The organism is Nocardia sp. NPDC059154, assembly GCF_042755705.1.
Lineage (GTDB): Bacteria > Actinomycetota > Actinomycetes > Mycobacteriales > Mycobacteriaceae > Nocardia.
Window position 1 is genome coordinate 28,313 of record NZ_JBHZCS010000007.1, and the last position, 21,111, is coordinate 49,423.

The window sequence follows — 21,111 nt, forward strand, 5'->3', positions numbered from 1 at the left end:
ACCGCGGTGCGGCGGCACAGCCGGGCGCAATGATGCTGCCCTTCACAGAAAGCGAACGCCGATGGTTCTGCTGGCTCAGCTCAGTGACACCCATTTCAATATGGGCGCCCGCAATGTCGAACGCGCCGAACGGGTGATGGCCTTTCTCGCCGAGCTGCCGCAGCGACCCGACGTCATCATCGTCACCGGGGACATCGCCGACGAAGGCGATGTGGAGGAGTACCAGCAGGCGCGCGCGGCCCTGACCGCCGATCTGCCCGTGCTGATCCTGCCCGGCAATCACGACGACCGCGCCAATATGCGCAGCGTGCTCTTCCCCGCCACCTCGGGCACCGGACCCATCAACCAGTCCTACCGGATCGACGGCGTGACCCTGGCCCTGCTGGACTCCAGCATCCCCGGCAAACCGGAGGGCCTGCTCGAGGACGAGACCTACGACTTCCTCACCGAGGTCCTGGCGGCCGCCCCCGACGATGAGGTGGTGCTGGTGGCCATGCATCATCCGCCGGTGCCGGTGCAGTCCACCGTCGTGGATCCCATCCGGCTCACCAATCCGGAGCGCCTGGCCGAGATCGTGGCGGGCGACGACCGCATCGCCGCCGTCCTCACCGGCCACGTGCACGCCGGGCTCATGACCCAGTTCGCGGGCAAGCCGCTGATCGTGGCGCCGAGTGTCTCCTCCACCATCGGCTGCGAATGGGAAACGGCCGCACCGGGACACGTGCCGATCGACTTCGCGCCCGACCCGTCGATGATCTTCCACTCCATTACCGACGGCCGGCTGCTGTCGATGTTCCGGCCCATCGCCATGGGCGGCTGGCTCAGCGAACCGACGGAGTGAGCGCGCCGCGCCGGTAGGCCGAGGGCGTGGTGCCGGTCCAGCGTTTGAAGGCGTGAATGAAGGTGGACGCCTCCGCGTAGCCGAGCCGGATCGCCACATCGCTCACCGACAGCGGTGTGGCCGTGAGCATTTCCTCGGCCAGCGCGCGCCGCACCTCGTCCAGCAGCTGCCGGTAGCTGGTGCCCGCGGCGTCCAGGTGGCGGCGCAGGGTGCGGGTGCTCATATTGAGATCCCTTGCCACCGAATCGATTCCGGGCGGCACCGCGAAACCGTCCAGGCCGCCGCGCGGCACCAGCAGCTCCCGCACCTCGGCGGCGATGCCGGTGCGGGCGCGGCGGCGGGAGACCAGTTCGGTGCACTGCGCCAGGCACATGGCCCAGGTGTGCTCGTTGGCCTGCGGCAGCGGCTGCTCCAGGATCGCCGGATCCATGCTGAACACGTTGTGCTCGGCCTCGAAATTCGGTGTCAGCCCGTAGATTTCGGTGTAGAGGCGGAGGTCGGGCGGTGGCTCGAAATCGAAGTCGGCGCGCAGCAGTTCGACGCGGTGACCCATCAGGTCCGACAGCATCTGGAACATGGCGGTGACGTCGCGTTCCACCAGGAAGCGGCGGACGTCGGCGGGCACCCGCTCGTCGTGGATGCGGGCCACGAATTCACCCGGCCGCCAGCGGGCCGCCGGAATACAGAAGGTGAAGCTGAGCTCCAGGTAGCGCAGGGCGAGGGAGATGGCCTCACCGAGGGTGGGACTGCTGACGCAGGCGAAGCCGAAGATGCCGAAGGTGGTGATGCGGTACCGCCGGCCCACCTCCAGCCCGAGATCGGGGCGGGCACCCAGTTCGCGCACCAGGTTCCGGATCACCGCCAGTTCGGTGTGCGCGTCGATCTGCTCGTCCGGATTGGCCAGCTGCTTCTCGTTCAACCCGCTGCCCTGCAGCATGCGGGCGGCCGGGACCCCGTGCTCGCGGGCGAATCCGACCATGAGGGCGACACTCGCCACGCCGCGCGGGAAATTCCAGTCGCGAATCCCCGCCTCCTGCACCGTGCCCATAGCCTGATTATGGCCGAAATTCTCGATCCGGTCGCCCACCAAATCGAACGCTCGCTCCTACAGTGAGAAGAGTCTTCGATGTGAGGAGCACCACAATGCCGTCCGTCATCATCATCGGCGCCGGATTCGGCGGGCTCGGCATGGCGATCGAGTTGCAGCGCAATGGCTTCCGCGAGTTCACCATCCTGGAGAAGGCGGCCGACCTGGGCGGGGTATGGCGGGAGAACACCTACCCCGGGGCGGCCTGCGATGTGCCGTCGCCGCTGTACTCGTTCGCACACGAGCCCAGACCGAAGTGGCGGCAGCGGTATTCGACGCGCGAGGACATCTGGGCGTACATGCGCGGGATCGCCGAGCGGCATCGGCTGCCGGACCACATCGTGTTCGGGACCGAGGTCACCGAGGCGGAGTTCGACGAGACGACCGGGCAGTGGACGGTGCGCACCGCCGACGGCGTGACGCGCAGCGCGGATGTGCTGGTCCCGGCCGTCGGACAGCTGTCGCGCCCGGCCATGCCGCCGATTCCGGGCATCGAGGTGTTCGGCGGGGAGTCCTTCCATTCGGCGCGGTGGGATCACGGGGTCGAACTGGCCGGCAAGCGGGTGGCCTGCATCGGGACCGGGGCCAGCGCGATCCAGTACATTCCCGAGATCCAGCCGCGGGCCGCTCATCTGACCGTCTTCCAGCGCACCGCCGCCTGGGTGCTGCCCAAGTTCGACACCGACTACAAGCCGGTGCATCAGCGGATCCTCATCTCGATTCCGGGAATGCCGAAGGCCGAACGCCTTTCGTGGTGGCTGCTCGCCGAGTTCATATCGCTGGGGATGGTCGAGTTCCCCGGCATCGTGCGCGCGGTCGCGCGGATCGCCGAGAAGCATCTGGAGGTGAAGGTCGCCGATCCGGAGCTGCGCGCCAAGCTCACCCCCAACTACCCCATCGGCTGCAAGCGCGGACTGTTCTCCAACGACTACTTCCCGGCCCTCACCCAGCCCAATGTGCACGTGGAGACCACCGCCATCAGCGAGATCGTCCCCGAGGGCGTCCGCACCGCCGACGGCGTGCTGCACGAGGCCGACGTCATCATCTACGGCACCGGCTTCAAGGGCACGGAATTCCTGTGGCCCATGAAGATCCGGGGGCGCGGCGGCCGCAACCTGAGCGACGCGTGGGACGGCGGCGCCCACGCCTACCTGGGCATCACGGTCCCCGAATTCCCCAATATGTTCATGGTCTACGGCCCCAATACCAACCTCGGCGTCGGATCCATCATCTACATGATCGAATCCCAGGCCCACTACATCCGCCGCGCCCTGCAACTCCTCGCCGAACGACCGCGCACCTATCTGGAAGTCCGACCCGAAGTCGAACTGGCCTTCAACGACGCCCTTCAGCAGCGCCTGGCCCGCACCCCGTGGAACTTCTGCACCAGCTGGTATCGGACGCCCTCCGGCCGCATCACCAACAACTGGCCCGGCACCACCCGCAGCTACCGCCGCCGCACCCGCGCCCTCCGACTCCCCGACTACACCTTCACCCCGATCCGAGGCTGATCAGTAGCCCATGGACGCGAAGTTCCTTGCCCACCAAGTCATCTCAACCGTGGTAGGGAATACGGTGCTGGCAGCGGACACCGATTGATCTGCTGCGGCCGCCTGCCACCAGCACCGAACCTTCCCGATTCCTCGGCTTCACCGCTCAATGAGAATCAGAAGGGCAACCCGTTGGTCAGTACCGGTGGCAACTGTCGGTGACCTGGCGCAGGTGCGGACCGAAGTCCGAGTTGATGTCGGTGGGCGCGCCCGTCTGCTGCTGTTCGACGAGCAGGGCCTGGAAGGCGAGGCGCCGCTGCCACATCGGCTGGTCGTAGGCCATCCGGAACGCGGCCTTGCGCGCGGGTGCGGCATCGAGCTGCGCAGCGATCTCGGGTTCCACCTGATGGAAGGCGGCGTCGATCTGGTCGAACGAGCAACTCGAGCTCAGCAGCGGTTCGAGATCGCTCATCGGATCGGCGCCCGCCACTCCCGCACCGGACAGCGCCGCACCGGCGGCGAATCCGGCAATCGTCACTGCAATCACGCCTGCGTACCGCGCACTGATCAACCTCATGTGAGACCAACCTTTCGTAGTAGCTGGATCTGCGGATGACAACCGGCCCTCGGCCGGGCCGGACCGAAGGGTAGCCGAGGGCATCGGGGGCCGGAGCGCTGGACTCCGCACAACACCTTTGTCTCCACGCGCGAGTCATCGTTGACCGCGCGTACCAGGCCACATAGTTTGTTCTCCCGTGCGCCGGAATTCTTGGCGGCGCAAGCAGTGGTCCGTGGTATCTGGAGCGTCGGCCGATACACACTGGAGGCGTTTTGAAGCTCGATGCCGCACGGTTCGGGAAACGCACGAATAGATCGACCAAATTATCGCGAACAATTCGATACTGGTGGCGCGCCGGACTGATCGGCGCAGTCACACTGCTGACGACGGCAATCGCGGTGCCCAGCGCCCGCGCCGATATCCCCTTCCCCGACAACGATCCGTTCTATGCGGCGCCTGCCAACCTCGGACAATTCGCGAACGGGTCGATTCTCAACTCCCGGCCGATCTCGGTGTTCGGGCAGTCGCTGCCGGTAACGGGCTGGCAGGTCCAATACCGAACCACCGGCTCCAGCGGTGAGGCCGCCGCCGATATGGCCACGGTCTTGAAGCCCGATACCCCGTGGAACGGGCCGGGTGATCGCCCGCTGCTGGCGTTCCAGGTCGCCGAGGACAGTCTCGGAACGCGGTGCGCGCCATCGTTCGCGCTGCGCGGCGGACGCGGCTTCTCCATCATCACCACGCTGCTGGATGTCCCGTTCCTGGCGCAGGCGCTGTGGCGCGGCTGGGCGGTGGTGGTATCCGACTACCAGGGCCCGCAGTCCCGTTTCTTCGACGGCATCAACTCCGGCCGGGCCGTGCTGGACGGCGTGCGGGCCGCCAAATCCTTTGCCCCGCTCGGCATCACCACCAACAGTGCACTCGGCGCGTGGGGCTACTCGGGCGGCGCCTTCGCCACCCTGTGGGCCATGCAGCTGCGGACGAGCTACGCACCCGAGCTCCGATTCGCGGGCGTGACCTCCGGCGGCGTGCCCGTGGACATCCCCTCCATGATGCGCGGGGTGGACGGCGGCTTCCAGGCCGGGCTCGCCGTCCTCATCCTGATCGCCCTGGCGCGCAACGATTCCGGCACCGGACTGGCCAAGATACTCAATGACAACGGCCGCACGCTAATGGCCCGAGAGGCCAGCTCGTGCGCCGGCGACCTGGTGGTCCACCACGCCATGCGGCACCTCGACGAATACTCGGCCGCACCGAATCTCATCGGCAGCGAAGCATTCAAGGCCGCCGCCATCCGTCAGGAACTGGGCGCCCAGGCCCCCGATACCCCGCTGTACCTCTACCACAGCAATGCCGACGACGTGATCCCGGCGGGAGGCTTCAGCGCCCTCGTCGACCGCTACTGCTCCCTCGGCGCAAATCTGACCGCCATCCACTCACAGATCCCCGGCCACAACCCCGCGGCCGTCGTGGAATCCCTGGGAGCCATGAACTTCCTGTCCGACCGCTTCGCCGGCAAACCGATGTCCCCCGGCTGCAACGTGCGCTGAGGCGCTCATTGCGCGGATCGGCCGCTACTCGCCGAAGGCGGCGAGGCCGGATTGCCAGGCGGCCGCGAGGTCGGCGTTGCTGGGGAAGCGGCCGTCGATTTCGAGGCTCACCATGCCGTGGGCGAAGGCCCAGAGGGCGCGGGCTCGGGCCGGGTCGCCGCCGACCGCCGCGACGAGTGGTTGTGCCGTGCGCTCTTCCAGGTCGGGCGAGAGTAGGTCGCGGCGGAGTGGGCGGTAGTTCATGAGGCGGTATACGTGCGGGTGGGCCAGGGCGTAGTCGCGGTAGGCCTGGGCCACGCCCGGGAGGCCCTGGGCGGAGGCGGTTTCCAGAGCCTGCGCCACCTCGGTGAAAGCCTGTGCCACTACCAGGGTTTCGAGGGCGGTCTTGTCGGGGACGTGCTTGTAGAGGGAGGGGGCTTTGATGCCCAAGGCCTCGGCTACGTTTCGCATGGTCAAGGCCTCGGGGCCCTGGGTGTCCAAGAGGGTGCGAGCGGCGGCGGCGATCTGCCGCTGCCGCTCGGTGAGTGGTCCGGTCGGGTCAGGCACGGAGGAATCCGTCCGCGGTGCGGAGGCCATAGCCGGCGATGCGGTCGATGCCGATGTGCAGCATCCAGGCCAGCAGGAAGGTGAACAGGGCCGGGATCTGGAGGGGCGCAAAGGTGTACGCGACGGCCAGGGCCAGGGGGATCCAGGTGCGGTGGGCGGTGTTGTAGAAGGGGACGGCCCGGCGGGGCAATTGGCCCTGCTGCACAGGGTCTTTCGCGCCGATGGCGGCGAAGAAGGTGAGGTCGGGGGCGATGAGGCCGGCCGTCAGGGCCAGCCAGGAGCCGGTGCCGTGATTGACGCCCTCGAGGATGGCGAAGGCGGCGAGGAAGACGGTCCAGGTGATCCATCCGGCCTTGCGGACGAGGGCCGGGAGGCGGTGATCGGTGGTGGCCGGCAGGTTGGCGGCGATGGTGGTCATCGGACCCTCCGAGGCTTCTAACTGGGGCTAACGTTGTTAGCCACAACGTTAGGCTAACGCTGTTAGCCCGTCAACCCCGGATGGTCAGGCGGCCATCGGCTCGGTCTCCGCGGCGGGCGAACCGGCCGATTCCGCGGGATGGAAGCCCGGCAGGAACCGGTCCACGAACGGGATCATCAGCTGGATCAGCGGTCCGATGGCGAACGCGTACACGACCGTGCCCACCCCGACGCTGCCGCCGAGGATCCAACCGACGGACAACACCGTCGCCTCCAGCCCTGTCCGGATGACCCACACCGGCTTGCCCGTGCGCCGAACCAGGCCAGTCATCAGGCCATCACGCGGACCCGGCCCCATGCCCGCGCCGATATAGAGCACTGTCGCAATCGCATTGAGCACCACCGCCGCACCCATGGCCGCGATCCGGATCGGCAACGCGTGCAACTCCGGCAGCAACCACAGCCCCGCGTCCACCGAGACGCCGATCACCACGACATTGCTGACCGTGCCCAGACCCGGCCACTGCCGCAGGGGAATCCAGGCCAGCAGTACCGCCGCGCCCGTAATCGCCACGACCGTACCGAAACTCAGCGGCACCTGATCGGCCACGCCCTGGTGGAACACATCCCACGGATCCAGGCCGAGCGCGGCGCGGATCATCACGGCCATGGAGAAGCCGTACAACCAGAGTCCGACATACAGGGCGATGAGGCGGCGCAACAACATTGACCGAGCATGGCGGCAACTGGCATGCAACCGGTAGAGCCAGTCGCAAAGATCTGGATACCAATCTGGATATATCTTTTCGTACAAGAAACCGCGCAACGCCGTAGTTACGACGCGCGGAGACGCGTTGACCGCGAGGACCGGCGCGACGTAATTTTGATTCTCCGATGCGCCGGAATTCTTGTCGGCGCGAACAGCGGGTCCGTGATGTCCGGAGCGTCGGATGGTTCGACGCTGGAGGCGTTATGCGGCGGGACGGCGCATGGTTCGGGGTACGCACGCGCGGATTCACGGTGCGCTCACACAAGGTTCGGCGCTGGTGGCGCGCCGGGCTGATCGGCGCGGTGACCCTGGTGGCGGCGGCGGTCGCGGTGCCGGGCACTCGCGCCGACGTCCCCTATCCCGACAATGATCCGTTCTACGCGGCGCCGATCAACCTGGGAGAGTTCGCAAACGGGGCAATCCTCAACTCCCGGCCCATCGCCGTCTTCGGGCTGCCGCTCCCGGTGGCGGGCTGGCAGGTGCAGTACCGCACCACCGATTCCACCGGGGAAGCCGCCGCCGACGTGGCCACCGTCATGACGCCGCTCATGCCCTGGACCGGTCCCGGCGATCGCCCGCTGCTGTCGTATCAGATCGCCGAGGACAGCCTCGGAACCCGTTGCGCCCCATCGTTCGCGCTGCGCGGCGGGCGCGACTTCTCCATTGCCACCACCCTGCTGGACGTGCCCTTCCTGGCCGAGGCGTTCCGCCGCGGCTGGGCGGTGGTGGTGTCGGACTACGAGGGCCCGCAGTCCCGATTCTTCGACGGCGTGAACTCCGGCCGGGCCGTGCTGGACGGCGTGCGCGCCGCCAAATCCTTTGCACCACTGGGTATCACGGACGCCAGCCCGCTCGGAGCCTGGGGCTACTCGGGCGGCGCCTTCGCCACCCTGTGGGCCATGCAGCTGCGGGCGAGCTACGCGCCCGAGATCTGGTTCGCGGGCGTGACCTCCGGTGGCGTGCCCGCCGACATCCCCGCCATCGCGCGCGGCGTGGACGGCGGCTATCAGGCCGGGCTCGCGGTGCTGATCCTGCTTGCCCTGGCGCGCAACGATTCCGGCTCCGGACTGGCGGACACGCTCAATGACAGCGGCCGGGCGCTGCTGGCGCAGGAGGCGACCTCCTGCGGCGGCGATCTGGTGGCCCGCCACTTCTTCGGGCACGTCGACGACTACTCGAGCGTCCCGGACATCCTTGACAGCCAAGCCTTCCGGGCCGCCACCAGCCATCAGGAGCTGGGCGGCTGGGCGCCCGACGTGCCGCTGTACCTGTACCACAGCAACAACGACGACGTGATCCCGTCGGCGGGCTTCAGCGCCCTGGTGGACCGCTACTGCGCGCTGGGCGCGAACCTCACCGCCGTGCACTCGGCGATACCGGGCCACAATCCGGCCGCTGCCGGAGAAGCTTTGGGGGCCATGAACTTTCTGTCGGATCGCTTCAATGGCGACCCGGTGGACGCCGGGTGCACCGTGCGCTGACGATCGTCCGCAGCGGCCGGTGCACCCGCGCCGGGGCGTTACTGGTCGCCGGGCTGGGCCCACTTGGTGGTGCCGGGCGCCGCGTTCAGCGTGTTGATCAGGTCGATGCCGGCGATGAGCAGGGCGGGCCCGCCGACCACCAGGGTGCCGATGACCGCGCCGATAGCCGCGGCGACCGGGACGGTCGCCAAACCGAAAGCGCCACCGAGGAATCCGATCGCGCCGACCGCCGCGCCCACCGCCAGGCCCAGGAAACTGCCGATGGCCGTGCCGATGCCGAACTGGGTGCTGAACGCCTCCAGGGCGTGCTGGTTCTCGTTCGTCGAGGCCACCGGGTGCAGTACCGGAGTGGCCGCGGCGACATCCTTGACCGCGGTCAGGGACAGGGTGGCGCCGTCATCGCTGACGGTGCCCGGCACCGGGTAGCTCAGGCCGTCCTGCTCGAAGGCCAGCGGCAAGCTGAGGACGGTCGCCCCCGCGGAGTCCTTGATGTTCACCGCTCGCCCGGCCAGCTCGAAGCTGCCGTTGGTGAGGGTGGTGACAACGGTATTGCCGACCAGCTGGGTCTGGTAGCCGATGTCGGGAACCGTCGAATCCGCGTGTGCCACACCGGCTCCGGCGATGGCGACTGCCGTGACAACCGGCGCGGCGATAGCGGTGATCTTGCGCAGCATCATGGTCTTCCAATCTTGATCAGGTGTTTGTGGCAACACACGGCTCAGTTGAAAGAATTCCCCCTTTGCGACTGTGAGCCCGTGCTGCATCGGCAACGCGTTCTACTGGCAGACACGGTAGCGCGCGGCACCGACACCCCGAATTATTTTCGGCTCGAGTGTTGCTAAAAAAGCAGTTCGACGCCGATTCCCAAGGCGCACACCAAAGCCACCACCAGCAGCGCCACCACGTCCGCGCGCCCCGGCGATCCCGGGCGGGCGGTCAGCTCGCCGGTGCCGCCGCGGGTGGTGATGGCCTCGCCGAGTTCGCCCGCGCGCCGGCTGGAGACCGCCATGCTCGCGGTCAGAATGTCGACCAGCGGGTTCTCCGACGCGCGATGCAGCAGCGAATCCTTGGGCCGCAGTTTGCGAGCCGCGCGCAGGATGCGCATCTCCTCCAGCAGCAGCGGCAGGCCGCGCAGGGTCAGCGCGACCACCACCGCCCACTCGTCCACCGGAATCGCGTGCCGGACCCCATGGCGTGTCCAGCCGATGCGTTTCAGCGGCGCACCCAATCTGGCCAGCGCGGGCGCCACCTCACCCATCGGCGTGGTCCAGGCGACCAGGAACGACGCACCCAGCAGCAGGAAGCCGAACAGGATCACCTGCGCGTACCGCAGCAGCGCCGACGCGCCGACGGGCGCGTTGATGGCCGCCCCGATCAGCACGCCCGCCCACATCCACCACGGGAGACGGGGCAGCGTGCCCAGCGGCAGCTTCGCCAGCAGGAACACCGCCACCAGGAACAGCGTCGCGACACCCAGCAGCGCCCAGGACGGGATGAACATGAGCAGCACGCTGACGGCGAAGACGCCGATCATCTTGGTACCGGCCCAGAGTCGATGCACTGGGCTGTCGACGGGGACCTCGCGGAGGACGACACTGCTCATCGGACACCTCCGGTGAAATCCTGAATCCGGTTGTCGTGCACTGCGGCGGAACCGTTCTCGACGAGGCGGCCGTCGCGCAGGTGGATGGTGCGGTCGCACACCGCGGCCATGTCGGACACGTCGTGCGAGATGACGATGAGGGTCAGACCCGAATCCCGGAGCCGGGCAAGGAGTTCCACCACGCCGGCGCGGCCCTCCGGATCGAGTCCGGCCAGCGGCTCGTCGAGCACCACCACCTGGGGGTGGCTCGCCACGATCGCCGCCAGCACCACCCGCTTGGCCTGCCCGCCACTGAGCTCCTCGACCGAGCGCGAGGCCAGCGCCCGGTCCAGCCCCACGGCGTCGAGGGCACGCGCGACGGCGTAACTGCCGCGGCCACCCCAGTCCTCGATCTCGGTGCCGACGTCCTGGCGCTGCAGTTGCAGGCGGGAATGCTGGAAGGCCAGCTGCACGGCCCCGATCCGCTTGTGCACCGGCCGGGTGGTACCCATGGGTTCGCGCAGCACGCAGGTGCCGCCGGTGGGCATGGTCAACCCGGCCATGATCCAGGCCAGCGTCGACTTGCCGGAACCGTTGCCGCCCACGATGAGCAGGGCTTCGCCGCGGCGGACGCTCAGGTCGATGTCGTGCAGGGCGGGCGCTTCCCAGGGGGTGCCGCGGTTGTAGGTGTGGCCGACGCCCTGCAATTCGAGGACGGTGTCGCCCATGGGCCGGCGGCGTGGATCGCGAACGGGGCGCGGCCAGGCGGGCAAATGGCCGACCGAGCGGCCCTGTTCCAGATGGACCACCCGGTCCGCGGCAGCCGCGTCCGCCTCGTGATGGGTCACCAGGACCACGGCCATCGGATGCCGGCGCGGCAGGTCGGCCAGCAATGCGACCAGGTCACGACGACCCTCGGGGTCGATCATCGAGGTCGCCTCGTCGGCGATGAGCAGCGTGGGCTGCCGGGCCAGGGCGGCGGCCACCGCGAGCCGCTGCTGCTGGCCACCCGACAGGGTCGAGGTTTCGCGGCCGCCCATACCGGCCAGGCCGACCTCGGACAGCAATCCGTCGATATCGACGGCCGCGGCATCGGCGGTGGGCAGGCCCCACACCACGTCATCCGCGACGAGCACGCCCAGCGTCTGGCTTTCCGGTCGCTGCAGCACCATGGCGGTGCCGCCACGCACGCCCAGACCGGCCGAGCCCAGCCGGGTGACCGTGCCCGCGGTCGGTGGGCGACCCGCGAGAATCCTGGTGAGCGTGGATTTTCCGGACCCGTTGTGGCCGACCACCGCCACGAATTCGCCGACGTCGACGGTCAGATCGATATTGTGCAGGGCATCGGTGCGCGCTCCCCCGTATCGGAACGCGACCTCCCGCAACGTGACCGGCAGCGGCGCGACCGGACGCGGATCCGCGGGCGCGTCCAGCAGGCTGTCGCGGCCCGGCAGCCAGGACAGGCGATCCAGCACCCGCCCGAGCACGAACCAGGAGAAGACTCCGCTGGCAACCATGGCGGCGATGATGCCGCCGCCCACGAAGGCCCACCACCAGTGCAGGACGGTGTCGGTGTAGTCGGACACGGCCCGGCCCAGCGGCTCCAGCGAAGACTGGCGCGCCGCCAGGTTTTCGATGCCTTCCGCGGAGTTGCGGATGCTGTCGAACAGCAGGTGCCGCGACTGGGCGAAAACCAGCAGCATGCCGACCGTCAGGGCGGCCATCACGGATCCGGCCACGGCCGACAGCGCCACCACCGCGGGCAGACCGCCTCGCCTGCGCTTGACAGTGCCGATGATCCCACCGATCACCGCGACGCCGACCAGGTTCTCGGCGGGCAGCAGCCCAGCCGCGACGAATGTCACCAGCGCCCCCGCGATGGTGGTCGCCAGCTGCGCCCGGAACCGGTGCCGATGCGCCAGCAGCCCCATGGGCACCGCCGCCACCAGTTGCAGTGCCGCGGCGAACGGCACCAGCGCCCCGAGCGTCACCAGCCCCACCGTCGCCCCGCCCAGCACGGCCGACGCGGCCAGCTCGATGGGCCGCAACGCCCCCGTGGAAAGCGTCGCCCCAGCACTGCTCCCGGCGCGGGACACGCCAACCTGCTCGGCCAGCCCACCGCGAATCCGGTACGAATCAGTCACGCCTACCAGTCTGCCGTGTCCGCACCCCAACCCACCGTGACCTCTCAACATCTCCACAGACTGCCGGCAATGCCGCCACAAATATCCGCGGTCGATGAGCGGAAACACCGGCCCCTATGGCATGGCCCACCCGGCCGTCCCGCCGATCGGCCCGCATGGCCGGCCGCTAGGCCGAACGCTGGTCGATGAGGTTGGCAAAGATGTGGGTGATGCGGGTCGTGAGGGCTTCGAGGATGGCGTAGGCGGCGTCGCCCGCGGCCTCGGTGTCGGGGTGCTTCTCGGGCTGGGACAGCTCGGGGCGGAACATGATCCGGAAGTAGGCGGCGTGGTCGCGGGCGAAGCCGACATACCCCTCGGCCATGGCGAGCGGGTCGTCGTGACCTCCTCCATCGCGGCGGTCGAGGTCGGCAACGAAGGCCATCTGCTCACCGAGGCGGACTGGTCCGACACCGCACAGTGCGACGCCTACCAGAAGAGCAAGACCCTGGCCGGGCGCGCCGCCTGGGATTTCGCCGCCGAACACCCGAATCTCGAACTGGCAGTGATCAATCCGGGCATGATCATCGGCCCCATCCTGCGCGCCGAGGCCGGCACCTCGGTGGACGGCATTCGGGCCCTGCTGGCCGGGGGCATGCCCGGCGTCCCCCGGCTGAACTTCGCGACCGTGGATGTCCGCGACCTCGCGGTGGCGCATCGGCTCGCCATGGAAACCCCGCAGGCCGCGGGCAATCGCTACATCTGCGCGGGCGAGGAAGTCCCCTTCCCGCAGATGGCGCAGATCCTCGCTCAGCGCTACCGGGTCGCGACCCGCGTGCTCCCCGACTGGCTCGTCCGCCTGAGCGCCCGGTTCAACCCCGACGCCCGCACCGCCGTCCGCTTCCTCGGCCGCGCAGCGCACCTGACCGCCGCCAAGGCCGAGCACGACCTGAACTGGACCATGCGCCCCGTAGCGGATTCCCTGCTCGACACCGCGGAGAGCCTCATCCACTTCGGCCTGGTGCCCACGCCCCGCCCAGCCCGCTCCGCCGCCTGAGCCAGGGAGCTTCCACCTGGGGATGTCGCCCGATTCCCCGCACCGCGAGGTCCCTGATCATGGTTCGCCGGCGGGGTAGGGTGGCGAAAGAGGGTGGGGCAGTGGGAGATTGCGGAGGGCTTATGCGGCGCGGCAACGGGCTGGAGATTCCGGAGACGCTCGAGGACGTGTGTTCGCCGGAGAAGATGGCGGTCGTCGTGTACGACATGCAGGCCGGGGTGCTCGGGCAACTCGACGACGGCCCGGCGATCACCGAACGGGTCGCGCGGGTCGTCGAGGCCGCGCGGCGCGGCGGCTACCCCGTGATCTTCCTGCGGCACTTCTTCCTGCCGAAGCGCCTCATGGGAACCTTCGCGCTGCGCATGGCAATGAGCTGGCAGGGCGTGGACTCCGCGGACGACGTGGTGCCGATCCTGCAGCGGGACACCCCGGGATTCGAGCTGGTGCCGGAACTTCGGCCGCAGGCGGGCGAGACCGTCTTCGACAAGACCTCGATGTCGGCGTTCGAGGGCACCCCGCTGGCCTCCACCCTGCGGGACCTCGGGATCGGCGCGTACGCCATTGTCGGCGTCGCGCTCGAGATCGGCATCGCGCCGACCGTGTGCCACTCCACCGATCTGGGTTTCATCCCGGTCGTGATCCGGGACGGCGTCGGCGGGCGGGACGAGCCCGGACAGCAGCGCGCCTGGGACGATTTCGCCTTCCAGGGCCACGCCATCGTGACCGATATCGACACCATCGTGCCGCTGCTCGAGAAGTCGAGCTAGCCGAAACGGTCAGTCGGAGCTGGGAATCCAGGCCGGATGCCAGAGGCGTCCGGTCTCGGTCCAGTTCATGAAGCGCACGGTGCCGGTGAGTTTCGGCGTCACCCACACCGCGTCCTTGCGCTCGTCGGCGGTGAGTTCATTGTCGAACGGGCTGGTCTTGCGGGTCAGGCGGCGCAGCCGATCGGCGAGGCCGCTCATCTCCTGCTCGCTGAACCCGGTGCCGACCCGGCCCAGGTAGTACAGCTCCCCCTCGTGCGGAACACCGACCAGCAGCGAAGCGAACTGCCGCACCTCCGATCTCCGGTAGCCGCCGATCACCACCGACAGCGTCCGCCAGTTCCGGGTCTTGATCCACGACTGCCCGCGCCGCCCGGGCAGATACACCGAGTCCCGCCGCTTGGCGACCACGCCCTCCATGCCGTGATCCTGGCTGTACCGCAGGGCTTCCGCGCCCGACCCGCCCAGCTGTTTCGGCACGATCAGCGAACGCGCCTGCCCGGCAAGGGCTTCCAGCACCCGCCGCCGGTCGTCGTAGCGTTTGCGGACCAGGGAGGTGCCGTCCAGATACAGCAGGTCGAAGGCCAGGAAGACCGCCCGCGTCGAATCCTCCCGCAGCAGGCCGAGATTCGCGCCGCCGTGATCGTCGAAGACCACCGCCTCGCCGTCGAGCACCGCGCTGTGCCCGGCCAGTTCCGAACCCAGCACCGCCAGGCCCGGATACTTCCCGGTGACCACATGCCCGGCTCGGCTGCGCAGCGTGACCGCGCCGTCCTCGATCTCGGCGATCAGCCGGAATCCGTCCCACTTGGTCTCGAAGGACCAGTGCTCGGCGTCGAGGGTCCCCACATCACCCGCCGTGGCCAGCATGGGTTTCAGTCCCCGCGGCATGGGCGCGGGGGTGCGCGGTGGCGTGGCCGGAACCGGCTGCGCCCCATTGCCTTCCATCCCCGGCGGCGTCTGATCCTTCATCAGGTGCATGAGCCACTGGTTGCCGTTGGTCTGTATCAGTGCGTACCGTCCCGTCAGCCGCTGCCCGCGCAGCCAGACGATGACCTCGTTGTCACGCCACTTCTCGGTCTCGTAGGTGCCGGTATCCCAGATGGTCATCTCGCCGCCGCCGTACTCGCCCTCGGGGATGGTCCCGTGAAAGGTGAGGTACTCCATCGGATGGTCCTCGGTGTGCACGGCCAGGCGGTTCTCGCCGGTATCGGTGGGCGGGCCCTTGGGCACCGCCCAGGACACCAGTACGCCCTCGCGTTCCAGCCGGACATCCCAGTGCAGCCGCCGGGCGTGATGCTCCTGCACCACGAACCGATTCCCCGGACCGGCGTCCGGCGGGCCCGGCGGGACCGGTTCGGGTGTGCGCTGCGGGTCACGCATGGAGCGGTAGGTGTCGAGCCGGTCCGGAACCGGTTCCGGCAGTGGCTCGTCCAATCCTTCGAGCAGATCCCCCTGCTCCCGCCAGCGCCGCAGTACCTCGTCGAAGCGCAAGTGCCGCAGCCGTTTCGGTTTCTCGATCTCCGTCCAGGCCCGGGGCGCGGCCACCCACGGCTCGGTGCGCCCGCGCAGCGAATACGGCGCGATGGTGGTCTTGGCCGGATTGTTCTGGCTCCAGTCCAGGAACACCTTGCCCCCACGCGCCGATTTCGCCATGGTGGCCGTCACCAGCTCCGGCCGCAGCTGCTGCAGGTTGGTGGCGACCTGCTTGGCCACCGCCGACGCCCCGTTCGGCCCGAGTCTGCGGTCCAGCGGCACGTAGACGTGAATTCCCTTGGAGCCGCTGGTGACCGGGTAGGCCTCCAGCCCCACCTCGCGCACCACGTCCCGCAGGATGAGCGCCACCTCGGCGCACTGCGCCAGCCCGGCCCCCGGCCCGGGATCCAGGTCGAACACCAGGCGGGTGATGTCCCCGACCTCGGCCCCGTCGAAACGCCATTGCGGCACATGCAGTTCCAGCGCCGCCTGCTGCCCGAGCCAGGCCATGCCCGCGAGATTGTCGACGAGCGGGTACGTGACCGGCCGATCGGAATGCCGAACCGTCCTCCGCGCCAACCACTTCGGCGCGTGCTCGGCGAGGTTCTTCTCGAAGAACGACTGCTCGTCCACCCCGTTCGGCCACCGCTTGCGGGTCACCGGCCGCTGCGCGATATGCGGCAGCAGGGCCGGGGCGATGGCCGTGAAATAGTCGATGACCGCCCCCTTGGTGGTGCCGGTGGCCGGGTACAGCACCTTGTCGAGGTTGGTCAGCCCAACCTCGATACCCCCGAAATCCCTGCGGGACCCCATGACAGCAGTTTAGGTCCGGGTCCCGGCAAAAACCGGCAACCCGAAGCGACCCGGAGGAACTCGCGCCATCCGTGAAATGCCAACGGGCCGTTCAGGTCAGCGACGGGGATCCCGCCACTCCCGAACAGCCCGTGGAACGACCGGTGCGACCACTGCGAGACGCCGCGACGATTACGCCTTGGGCTGTTCGCCTTCCGCGGCCTCCGCAGCGGGTTCCGGGGCCGGTTCGGCCGCCGCCGCGGCGGGTGCCGGCTCCGCGGCCGGTTCGGCTGCGGGAGCCTCCGCAGGGGCCGCAGCCGGCGCCTCGGCGACCGCCTCGGGCTTGATGGCCGACTTGACCGCCTCCGCGCCCTTGTCGATCTGGGCGGAGAACTTCCCCCCGGTCTTCTCGTCGATCACATGTCCGGCCTTATCGACCGCCTGCTCGATCTTCTCGGCGTTCTGGGCCGCCACCTCTTTGCCCTTGCCGACCAAGCCCTTGAGCGTGTCCATGAGACTCACAGCGCTGCTCCTTCAATCTCGGTCCGTTATTGGCGAACATCCTCCCACCACGAATCCCGTGGTGGGAGGCCAATCGGGTCGATCCGCTCGCCCGGCTTCGGCACGGCGATGCGTGTCCCCGCCGCCTCCGCCGCCTCGGCCAACCGGCGGACCGGCTCCGACCAGCCGTGGAAGGCCAGATTGAAGGTGGCCCAGTGGATCGGCACCAGCAGCCCGTAGCCCGCATCGCCGACACACAGATCGGCGTGGGCGCGCACCGCCTCCTCGGGGTTCATGTGCACATCCGGCCAGTGCCGGTCGTAGGCGCCGATGGGCAGCAGGGTCAGGTCGAACGGGCCCAGCCGCGCACCCGCCTCCGCGAAGGCCTTGGTGTAGCCGGTGTCGCCGCCGAAGTAGACCCGGCGGGTGGGACCGGCGATCGACCAGGACGCCCACAGCGTGGTGTTGCGCACCAGCCCGCGGCCGGAGAAGTGCCGCGCCTCCGCGCAGGTGATCACCAGATCGGTGCCGTCACGATGATCCCGCTGCAGCTCCGACAGCGAAACCGAAGCTGCCCAGTCCAATTCGACAATGCGGTGCTCGGGCACCGCCCAGTGCCGCAGATGCGCGCCGATGCCGATCGGCACGATGAACACGCAGTCCTGACTGTCCGCCAGCTCGATCACGGTGTCGCGATCCAGATGGTCGTAGTGGTCGTGGGAGATGAGCACCGCGTCCAGCGCCGGCAGCTCCGACAGCGGCGACGGCACCGGATGCAGCCGGGCCGGACCCACCAGCGGCGACGGCGAGACCCGCTCGCTCCACACCGGATCGGCCAGCACCCGGTAGCCGTCCACCTCGATCAGGCAGGTGGCGTGCCCGTACCAGGTGACGGCCAGGTCCCCCGCCTGCTCCGGCAGCGCGGGCGTCACCAGCGGGATCGTCCCGGCCGGGCGGCCCCGGTCGCGCTGGGTGGCCAGCTGGTACAGCAGTTCCAGCGGGGAACCGGTGATCTGGCTGCTCGGTTCGGTGTTGTGGAACTGCCGATTGCGATAGGTGGTCGCCCCGCGCGCCGTCGGCGCGATGGCGGACATGGAGGCGCCCATGGCGGAGGGAATCCCCCACGCCGCCCGCACCAACCAGGAAAGACCGAATGCACCCGCAGACATACCCACCAGTTTCCGCGCCTTCGCGGTCGCGCGCTGCCCGTTCATTTGCCCTCGAACTTCGCGGGCCGCTTCTCCTGACGTGCCGTGCGCGCCTCCTGCGCGTCGGCACTCTGCCACGCCGCGTCCAGAGCCGCGGTCTGCTCCAGGGAGTCGGGGCCGCGGGTGTCGTCGTCGTTGAAGACCAGTTTCAGATGCCGCAGCGACAGCGGCGCGAGTTCGGCGATCTGCTCGGCCCAGGCCTGCGCGTCGGCCAGCGTGCCGATCCGGTTGGCGAAGCCGAAGTGGTACGCGTCCGCGGCCTGCACCCGCTCGGCGCCCATCAGGATGGTGCGCGCCGGACCGGGCCCGATCAGGTTGGACAACCGGCGCACGGTCCAACGGTCCACGGAGATACCGAGTTTCGCCGCCGGCACGGCGATGAAGGAGTCCGGCGTCATGACCCGTAGGTCCGACGCCAGGGCTAGTTGCACGCCCGCGCCCAGCGCCCCGCCGTTGATGGCCGCGATCACCGGCACCGGGATCGTCTCGATGGTGCGCAGCATGCCGAGCAGCCCGGTCAGGAACTCGTCCGAATACACGCCGTCCAGATCCGCGCCCGCGCTGAAGATCGGCCCCTGGCCGGTCAGCACGATCACGCGGGCCGAGGTCGCGGCCTCCTCGAGCGCCGCGCGCAGCAGCCCGATCAGCTCCTCGTTCAGGGCGTTCCGTCGATCCGGACGCTGCAGTTCGATGGTCACTACCTCGCCATCGCGGCTGACTCCGAGCATCTTTCCCTTCCCCACTGTCCAACTCACCTGCACTTTCGACCCATGATCGGCCTTCACTCTAGGTGCGCGTACCGTCGGGCCGGTGACTGCAGCACCCGATGTCGACATCCTCGTAATCGGCGCCGGGCAGGCCGGTTTGTCGGTCGGATATCACCTGCGACGGCTCGGTTTGCGGCCGGAGCAGGACTTTCTCATTGTCGACCACGCTCCCGCGCCCGGCGGGGCGTGGCAGTTCCGGTGGCCGTCACTGACATTGAGCAACGTCAATCGGGTGCACGATCTTCCGGGCATGCCGTTCGCGGAGACGCTGCCCGAGGGCTCGGAGAACGCACAGGCGGCCACGGCCGTGCCGCACTACTTCGAGCTCTACGAGAAGCGCTTCGATCTGCGGGTGCACCGGCCGGTATCGGTCAGCCTGGTGTGCGACCGGGCCACCCCGGCCACCTGCCCGGATCAGGAGGTCGACGGGCTGCTGCACGCGGAGCTGACACCGGACGCGACGCTGCGGGTGCGCGGGCTGGTGAATGCGACGGGCACCTGGGACAAGCCGTTCATTCCCTACTACCGGGGCGCGGACACCTTCGCGGGGCGTCAGCTGCACGCCCACGATTACCGCACCGCAACGGAATTCGCGGGCAAGCACGTGGTCGTGGTGGGCGGCGGGATCACCGCCGTCCAACTGCTGGACGAGATCTCGCAGGTCACCGGCACCACGTGGGTGACCCGGCGCGAACCCGTGTTCCGCTCGGGGCAATTCGCGCCCGAGGACGGGCGGGCGGCGGTGGCCATGGTGGAGGACCGTGTGCGGCGCGGACTCCCGCCCGGCTCGGTGGTCTCGGTCACCGGCCTGCCCGAGGACGCGTGGGTGCGGGCCATGCGCGACCGCGGCGTGCTGGACCGGCGGCCCATGTTCGACCACCTCGAGGCCGACGGAATCCGCTGGGCCGACGGCACTTTCCAGCATGCCGAGGTGGTCCTGTGGGCCACCGGATTCCGCAGCGCCCTCGACCATCTGGCCCCGCTGCGGCTGCGCGGTCCCGGCGGCGGCATCGCCATGGGCGGTCGGCTCGCCACCCGGGTCGAGGCCGATCCGCGCATCCACCTGATCGGCTACGGCCCGTCCGCCAGCACCATCGGCGCGAATCGCGCGGGCCGGGCCGCCGCCGTCGAATTGACCTCGTACCTGGGCATTCCCACCCAGCACGAGCCGTGAGCTCAGGCGGGGGCGTCCATATCGAAAATGTTCGGATCCGCACCCTGCCGCGCGCCCTTGTCGATGCCGACGATCTGCGTCATCTCCCGGCCAGACAGCTCGAAATCGAAGACCGCCAGGTTCTCCGCCATCCGGGACGGCATCGTGGACTTCGGAATGGCCACGTTCCCCAGCTGCATGTGCCAGCGCAGGATGATCTGCGCGGGCGTCCGGCCGAGCTTGTCCGCCAGCGCGATGATGACCGAGTCGTTGAACTCGGCCCCGCGCCCCAGCGGGCTCCACGCCTCGGTCACTATGCCGTGCGCGGCATGGAAGGCACGCAGCTCCGACTGCGCGTAATACGGGTGCAGCTCAACCTGATTGATGGCCGGCACCTCACCGGTCTCAACCATCACCCGTTCCAGGTGCGCCCTGGTGAAGTTGGAGACGCCGATCGAGACCACCCGGCCCTGCCGCTTGAGCGTCTGCAGCGCGCGGAAGGTGTCGACGTACAGATCGGCCGCGGGCAACGGCCAGTGGATCAGGAACAGATCGATGGTGTCCAGGCCCAGTCGCTTGACGCTGGCGTCGAAGGCGCGCATCGCGGCGTCGTAGCCGTGGTCGGCGTTCCACAGCTTGGTGGTGACGAACACCTCGTCCCGCGGTAGGCCCGATTCGCGGACCGCGCGGCCGACCTCCTCCTCATTGCCGTAGAAGGCGGCGGTGTCGATGCTCCGGTAGCCGAGCTCGAGGGCCGTCGTAATGGTGACGACCGCCTCGTCGCCGACGACGTTGTACACACCGAACCCTAGCTTCGGCATGACCTGGCCATCATTGAGCACTATCGCTGGGACGTCGCTGGCCTCGAACCGATAAGTCACCGTTCCGAAGGTAGAAGCGCTGTTCCACCCCGTCAACCGAACACACTATAAGGAAGAAGCCGAATCTGAT

Annotated in this window: 21 protein-coding genes; 7 read left to right on the plus strand and 14 right to left on the minus strand. The window is 68.8% G+C overall.

The window, feature by feature from the left end; genetic code table 11:
* The first annotated feature begins 61 nt into the window (after positions 1-61).
* Complete coding sequence (locus ACFXN1_RS08540; RefSeq protein ID WP_379435860.1) at positions 62-841, plus strand: metallophosphoesterase; 780 nt, start codon at positions 62-64, stop codon at positions 839-841.
* Here the strand turns inward: ACFXN1_RS08540 and ACFXN1_RS08545 are convergent.
* Positions 822-1,889, minus strand: a complete 1,068-nt coding sequence (locus ACFXN1_RS08545; RefSeq protein ID WP_379435859.1) for an AraC family transcriptional regulator — start codon at positions 1,887-1,889, stop codon at positions 822-824. The two genes, ACFXN1_RS08540 and ACFXN1_RS08545, sit on opposite strands and share 20 nt — an antisense overlap.
* Positions 1,890-1,984: 95 nt before the next feature.
* On the opposite strand from ACFXN1_RS08545, the gene ACFXN1_RS08550 reads away from it, so the two are divergent.
* A complete protein-coding gene (locus ACFXN1_RS08550) occupies positions 1,985-3,439 on the plus strand; it encodes a flavin-containing monooxygenase (protein ID WP_379435857.1) in 1,455 nt (484 codons plus the stop codon).
* A gap of 175 nt (positions 3,440-3,614) precedes the next feature.
* Here the strand turns inward: ACFXN1_RS08550 and ACFXN1_RS08555 are convergent, their stop codons facing one another.
* A complete protein-coding gene (locus ACFXN1_RS08555) occupies positions 3,615-3,995 on the minus strand; it encodes a hemophore-related protein (RefSeq protein WP_379435855.1) in 381 nt (126 codons plus the stop codon).
* A gap of 380 nt (positions 3,996-4,375) precedes the next feature.
* Here ACFXN1_RS08555 and ACFXN1_RS08560 point away from each other — a divergent pair, with 380 nt between their 5' ends.
* On the plus strand, positions 4,376-5,527 hold the full coding sequence (locus tag ACFXN1_RS08560; RefSeq protein WP_379435854.1) for a lipase family protein: 1,152 nt from the start codon (positions 4,376-4,378) through the stop codon (positions 5,525-5,527).
* A gap of 24 nt (positions 5,528-5,551) precedes the next feature.
* Here the strand turns inward: ACFXN1_RS08560 and ACFXN1_RS08565 are convergent, their stop codons facing one another.
* From ACFXN1_RS08565 to ACFXN1_RS08575, 3 genes are all read right to left on the minus strand, one after another.
* A complete protein-coding gene (locus tag ACFXN1_RS08565) occupies positions 5,552-6,073 on the minus strand; it encodes a TetR/AcrR family transcriptional regulator (RefSeq protein ID WP_379435852.1) in 522 nt (173 codons plus the stop codon).
* Positions 6,066-6,491 carry a DUF4260 family protein gene (locus tag ACFXN1_RS08570; protein ID WP_379382886.1) on the minus strand — a complete coding sequence of 142 codons (426 nt, stop codon included), beginning with the start codon at positions 6,489-6,491 and terminating at the stop codon, positions 6,066-6,068. The genes ACFXN1_RS08565 and ACFXN1_RS08570 overlap by 8 nt, the downstream gene beginning before the upstream one ends.
* A gap of 84 nt (positions 6,492-6,575) precedes the next feature.
* Entirely contained in the window at positions 6,576-7,217 is a 642-nt protein-coding gene (locus tag ACFXN1_RS08575; RefSeq protein WP_379435851.1) for a YitT family protein, read from the minus strand.
* A 293-nt stretch (positions 7,218-7,510) separates the two neighbouring features.
* On the opposite strand from ACFXN1_RS08575, the gene ACFXN1_RS08580 reads away from it, so the two are divergent.
* The gene (locus ACFXN1_RS08580) at positions 7,511-8,740 is read left to right on the plus strand and encodes a lipase family protein (RefSeq protein ID WP_379397821.1); all 1,230 of its coding nucleotides are present in this window, start codon (positions 7,511-7,513) and stop codon (positions 8,738-8,740) included.
* Between the two features lie 38 nt (positions 8,741-8,778).
* Here ACFXN1_RS08580 and ACFXN1_RS08585 read toward each other — a convergent pair whose 3' ends face one another.
* The 4 genes from ACFXN1_RS08585 to ACFXN1_RS08600 form a co-directional block, all read right to left on the minus strand.
* Positions 8,779-9,417, minus strand: a complete 639-nt coding sequence (locus ACFXN1_RS08585) for an ammonium transporter (RefSeq protein ID WP_379435849.1) — start codon at positions 9,415-9,417, stop codon at positions 8,779-8,781.
* 161 nt (positions 9,418-9,578) lie between these two features.
* Positions 9,579-10,343: an energy-coupling factor transporter transmembrane component T family protein gene (locus ACFXN1_RS08590; RefSeq protein WP_379435848.1), complete on the minus strand. Its 765-nt coding sequence runs from the start codon at positions 10,341-10,343 to the stop codon at positions 9,579-9,581.
* Complete coding sequence (locus ACFXN1_RS08595; RefSeq protein ID WP_379435867.1) at positions 10,340-12,418, minus strand: ATP-binding cassette domain-containing protein; 2,079 nt, start codon at positions 12,416-12,418, stop codon at positions 10,340-10,342. The genes ACFXN1_RS08590 and ACFXN1_RS08595 overlap by 4 nt, the downstream gene beginning before the upstream one ends.
* Positions 12,419-12,632: 214 nt before the next feature.
* On the minus strand, positions 12,633-12,827 hold the full coding sequence (locus ACFXN1_RS08600; RefSeq protein WP_379435846.1) for a TetR-like C-terminal domain-containing protein: 195 nt from the start codon (positions 12,825-12,827) through the stop codon (positions 12,633-12,635).
* 15 nt (positions 12,828-12,842) lie between these two features.
* On the opposite strand from ACFXN1_RS08600, the gene ACFXN1_RS08605 reads away from it, so the two are divergent.
* Both ACFXN1_RS08605 and ACFXN1_RS08610 read left to right on the plus strand, forming a co-directional pair.
* Entirely contained in the window at positions 12,843-13,499 is a 657-nt protein-coding gene (locus ACFXN1_RS08605) for a hypothetical protein (protein ID WP_379435845.1), read from the plus strand.
* 122 nt (positions 13,500-13,621) lie between these two features.
* The gene (locus ACFXN1_RS08610; RefSeq protein ID WP_379397831.1) at positions 13,622-14,266 is read left to right on the plus strand and encodes a cysteine hydrolase family protein; all 645 of its coding nucleotides are present in this window, start codon (positions 13,622-13,624) and stop codon (positions 14,264-14,266) included.
* A 9-nt stretch (positions 14,267-14,275) separates the two neighbouring features.
* Here ACFXN1_RS08610 and ACFXN1_RS08615 read toward each other — a convergent pair whose 3' ends face one another.
* The 4 genes from ACFXN1_RS08615 to ACFXN1_RS08630 form a co-directional block, all read right to left on the minus strand.
* A complete protein-coding gene (locus tag ACFXN1_RS08615; protein ID WP_379435843.1) occupies positions 14,276-16,552 on the minus strand; it encodes an ATP-dependent DNA ligase in 2,277 nt (758 codons plus the stop codon).
* A gap of 171 nt (positions 16,553-16,723) precedes the next feature.
* Positions 16,724-17,044: an antitoxin gene (locus ACFXN1_RS08620; protein ID WP_379435866.1), complete on the minus strand. Its 321-nt coding sequence runs from the start codon at positions 17,042-17,044 to the stop codon at positions 16,724-16,726.
* Positions 17,045-17,079: 35 nt separating this feature from the next.
* Entirely contained in the window at positions 17,080-18,201 is a 1,122-nt protein-coding gene (locus tag ACFXN1_RS08625) for an MBL fold metallo-hydrolase (protein WP_379435842.1), read from the minus strand.
* A 41-nt stretch (positions 18,202-18,242) separates the two neighbouring features.
* On the minus strand, positions 18,243-18,968 hold the full coding sequence (locus tag ACFXN1_RS08630) for an enoyl-CoA hydratase (RefSeq protein ID WP_379397837.1): 726 nt from the start codon (positions 18,966-18,968) through the stop codon (positions 18,243-18,245).
* An 82-nt stretch (positions 18,969-19,050) separates the two neighbouring features.
* Here ACFXN1_RS08630 and ACFXN1_RS08635 point away from each other — a divergent pair, with 82 nt between their 5' ends.
* A complete protein-coding gene (locus tag ACFXN1_RS08635; protein WP_379435840.1) occupies positions 19,051-20,181 on the plus strand; it encodes an NAD(P)-binding domain-containing protein in 1,131 nt (376 codons plus the stop codon).
* Positions 20,182-20,183: 2 nt separating this feature from the next.
* Here ACFXN1_RS08635 and ACFXN1_RS08640 read toward each other — a convergent pair whose 3' ends face one another.
* On the minus strand, positions 20,184-21,041 hold the full coding sequence (locus ACFXN1_RS08640; protein WP_379435839.1) for an aldo/keto reductase: 858 nt from the start codon (positions 21,039-21,041) through the stop codon (positions 20,184-20,186).
* Between the last annotated feature and the right edge of the window lie 70 nt (positions 21,042-21,111).

Excerpts from the sequence above, each read along its gene's own strand:
- ACFXN1_RS08570 (WP_379382886.1), bottom strand. The coding sequence starts at position 6,491 with ATGACCACCATCGCCGCCAACCTGCCGGCCACCACCGATCACCGCCTC.
- ACFXN1_RS08625 (WP_379435842.1), bottom strand. The coding sequence starts at position 18,201 with ATGTCTGCGGGTGCATTCGGTCTTTCCTGGTTGGTGCGGGCGGCGTGG.
- ACFXN1_RS08555 (WP_379435855.1), bottom strand. The coding sequence starts at position 3,995 with ATGAGGTTGATCAGTGCGCGGTACGCAGGCGTGATTGCAGTGACGATT.
- ACFXN1_RS08620 (WP_379435866.1), bottom strand. The coding sequence starts at position 17,044 with ATGGACACGCTCAAGGGCTTGGTCGGCAAGGGCAAAGAGGTGGCGGCC.
- ACFXN1_RS08550 (WP_379435857.1), top strand. The coding sequence starts at position 1,985 with ATGCCGTCCGTCATCATCATCGGCGCCGGATTCGGCGGGCTCGGCATG.
- ACFXN1_RS08540 (WP_379435860.1), top strand. The coding sequence starts at position 62 with ATGGTTCTGCTGGCTCAGCTCAGTGACACCCATTTCAATATGGGCGCC.
- ACFXN1_RS08600 (WP_379435846.1), bottom strand. The coding sequence starts at position 12,827 with ATGGCCGAGGGGTATGTCGGCTTCGCCCGCGACCACGCCGCCTACTTC.
- ACFXN1_RS08610 (WP_379397831.1), top strand. The coding sequence starts at position 13,622 with ATGCGGCGCGGCAACGGGCTGGAGATTCCGGAGACGCTCGAGGACGTG.
- ACFXN1_RS08590 (WP_379435848.1), bottom strand. The coding sequence starts at position 10,343 with ATGAGCAGTGTCGTCCTCCGCGAGGTCCCCGTCGACAGCCCAGTGCAT.
- ACFXN1_RS08545 (WP_379435859.1), bottom strand. The coding sequence starts at position 1,889 with ATGGGCACGGTGCAGGAGGCGGGGATTCGCGACTGGAATTTCCCGCGC.
- ACFXN1_RS08575 (WP_379435851.1), bottom strand. The coding sequence starts at position 7,217 with ATGTTGTTGCGCCGCCTCATCGCCCTGTATGTCGGACTCTGGTTGTAC.
- ACFXN1_RS08615 (WP_379435843.1), bottom strand. The coding sequence starts at position 16,552 with ATGGGGTCCCGCAGGGATTTCGGGGGTATCGAGGTTGGGCTGACCAAC.
- ACFXN1_RS08585 (WP_379435849.1), bottom strand. The coding sequence starts at position 9,417 with ATGATGCTGCGCAAGATCACCGCTATCGCCGCGCCGGTTGTCACGGCA.
- ACFXN1_RS08630 (WP_379397837.1), bottom strand. The coding sequence starts at position 18,968 with ATGCTCGGAGTCAGCCGCGATGGCGAGGTAGTGACCATCGAACTGCAG.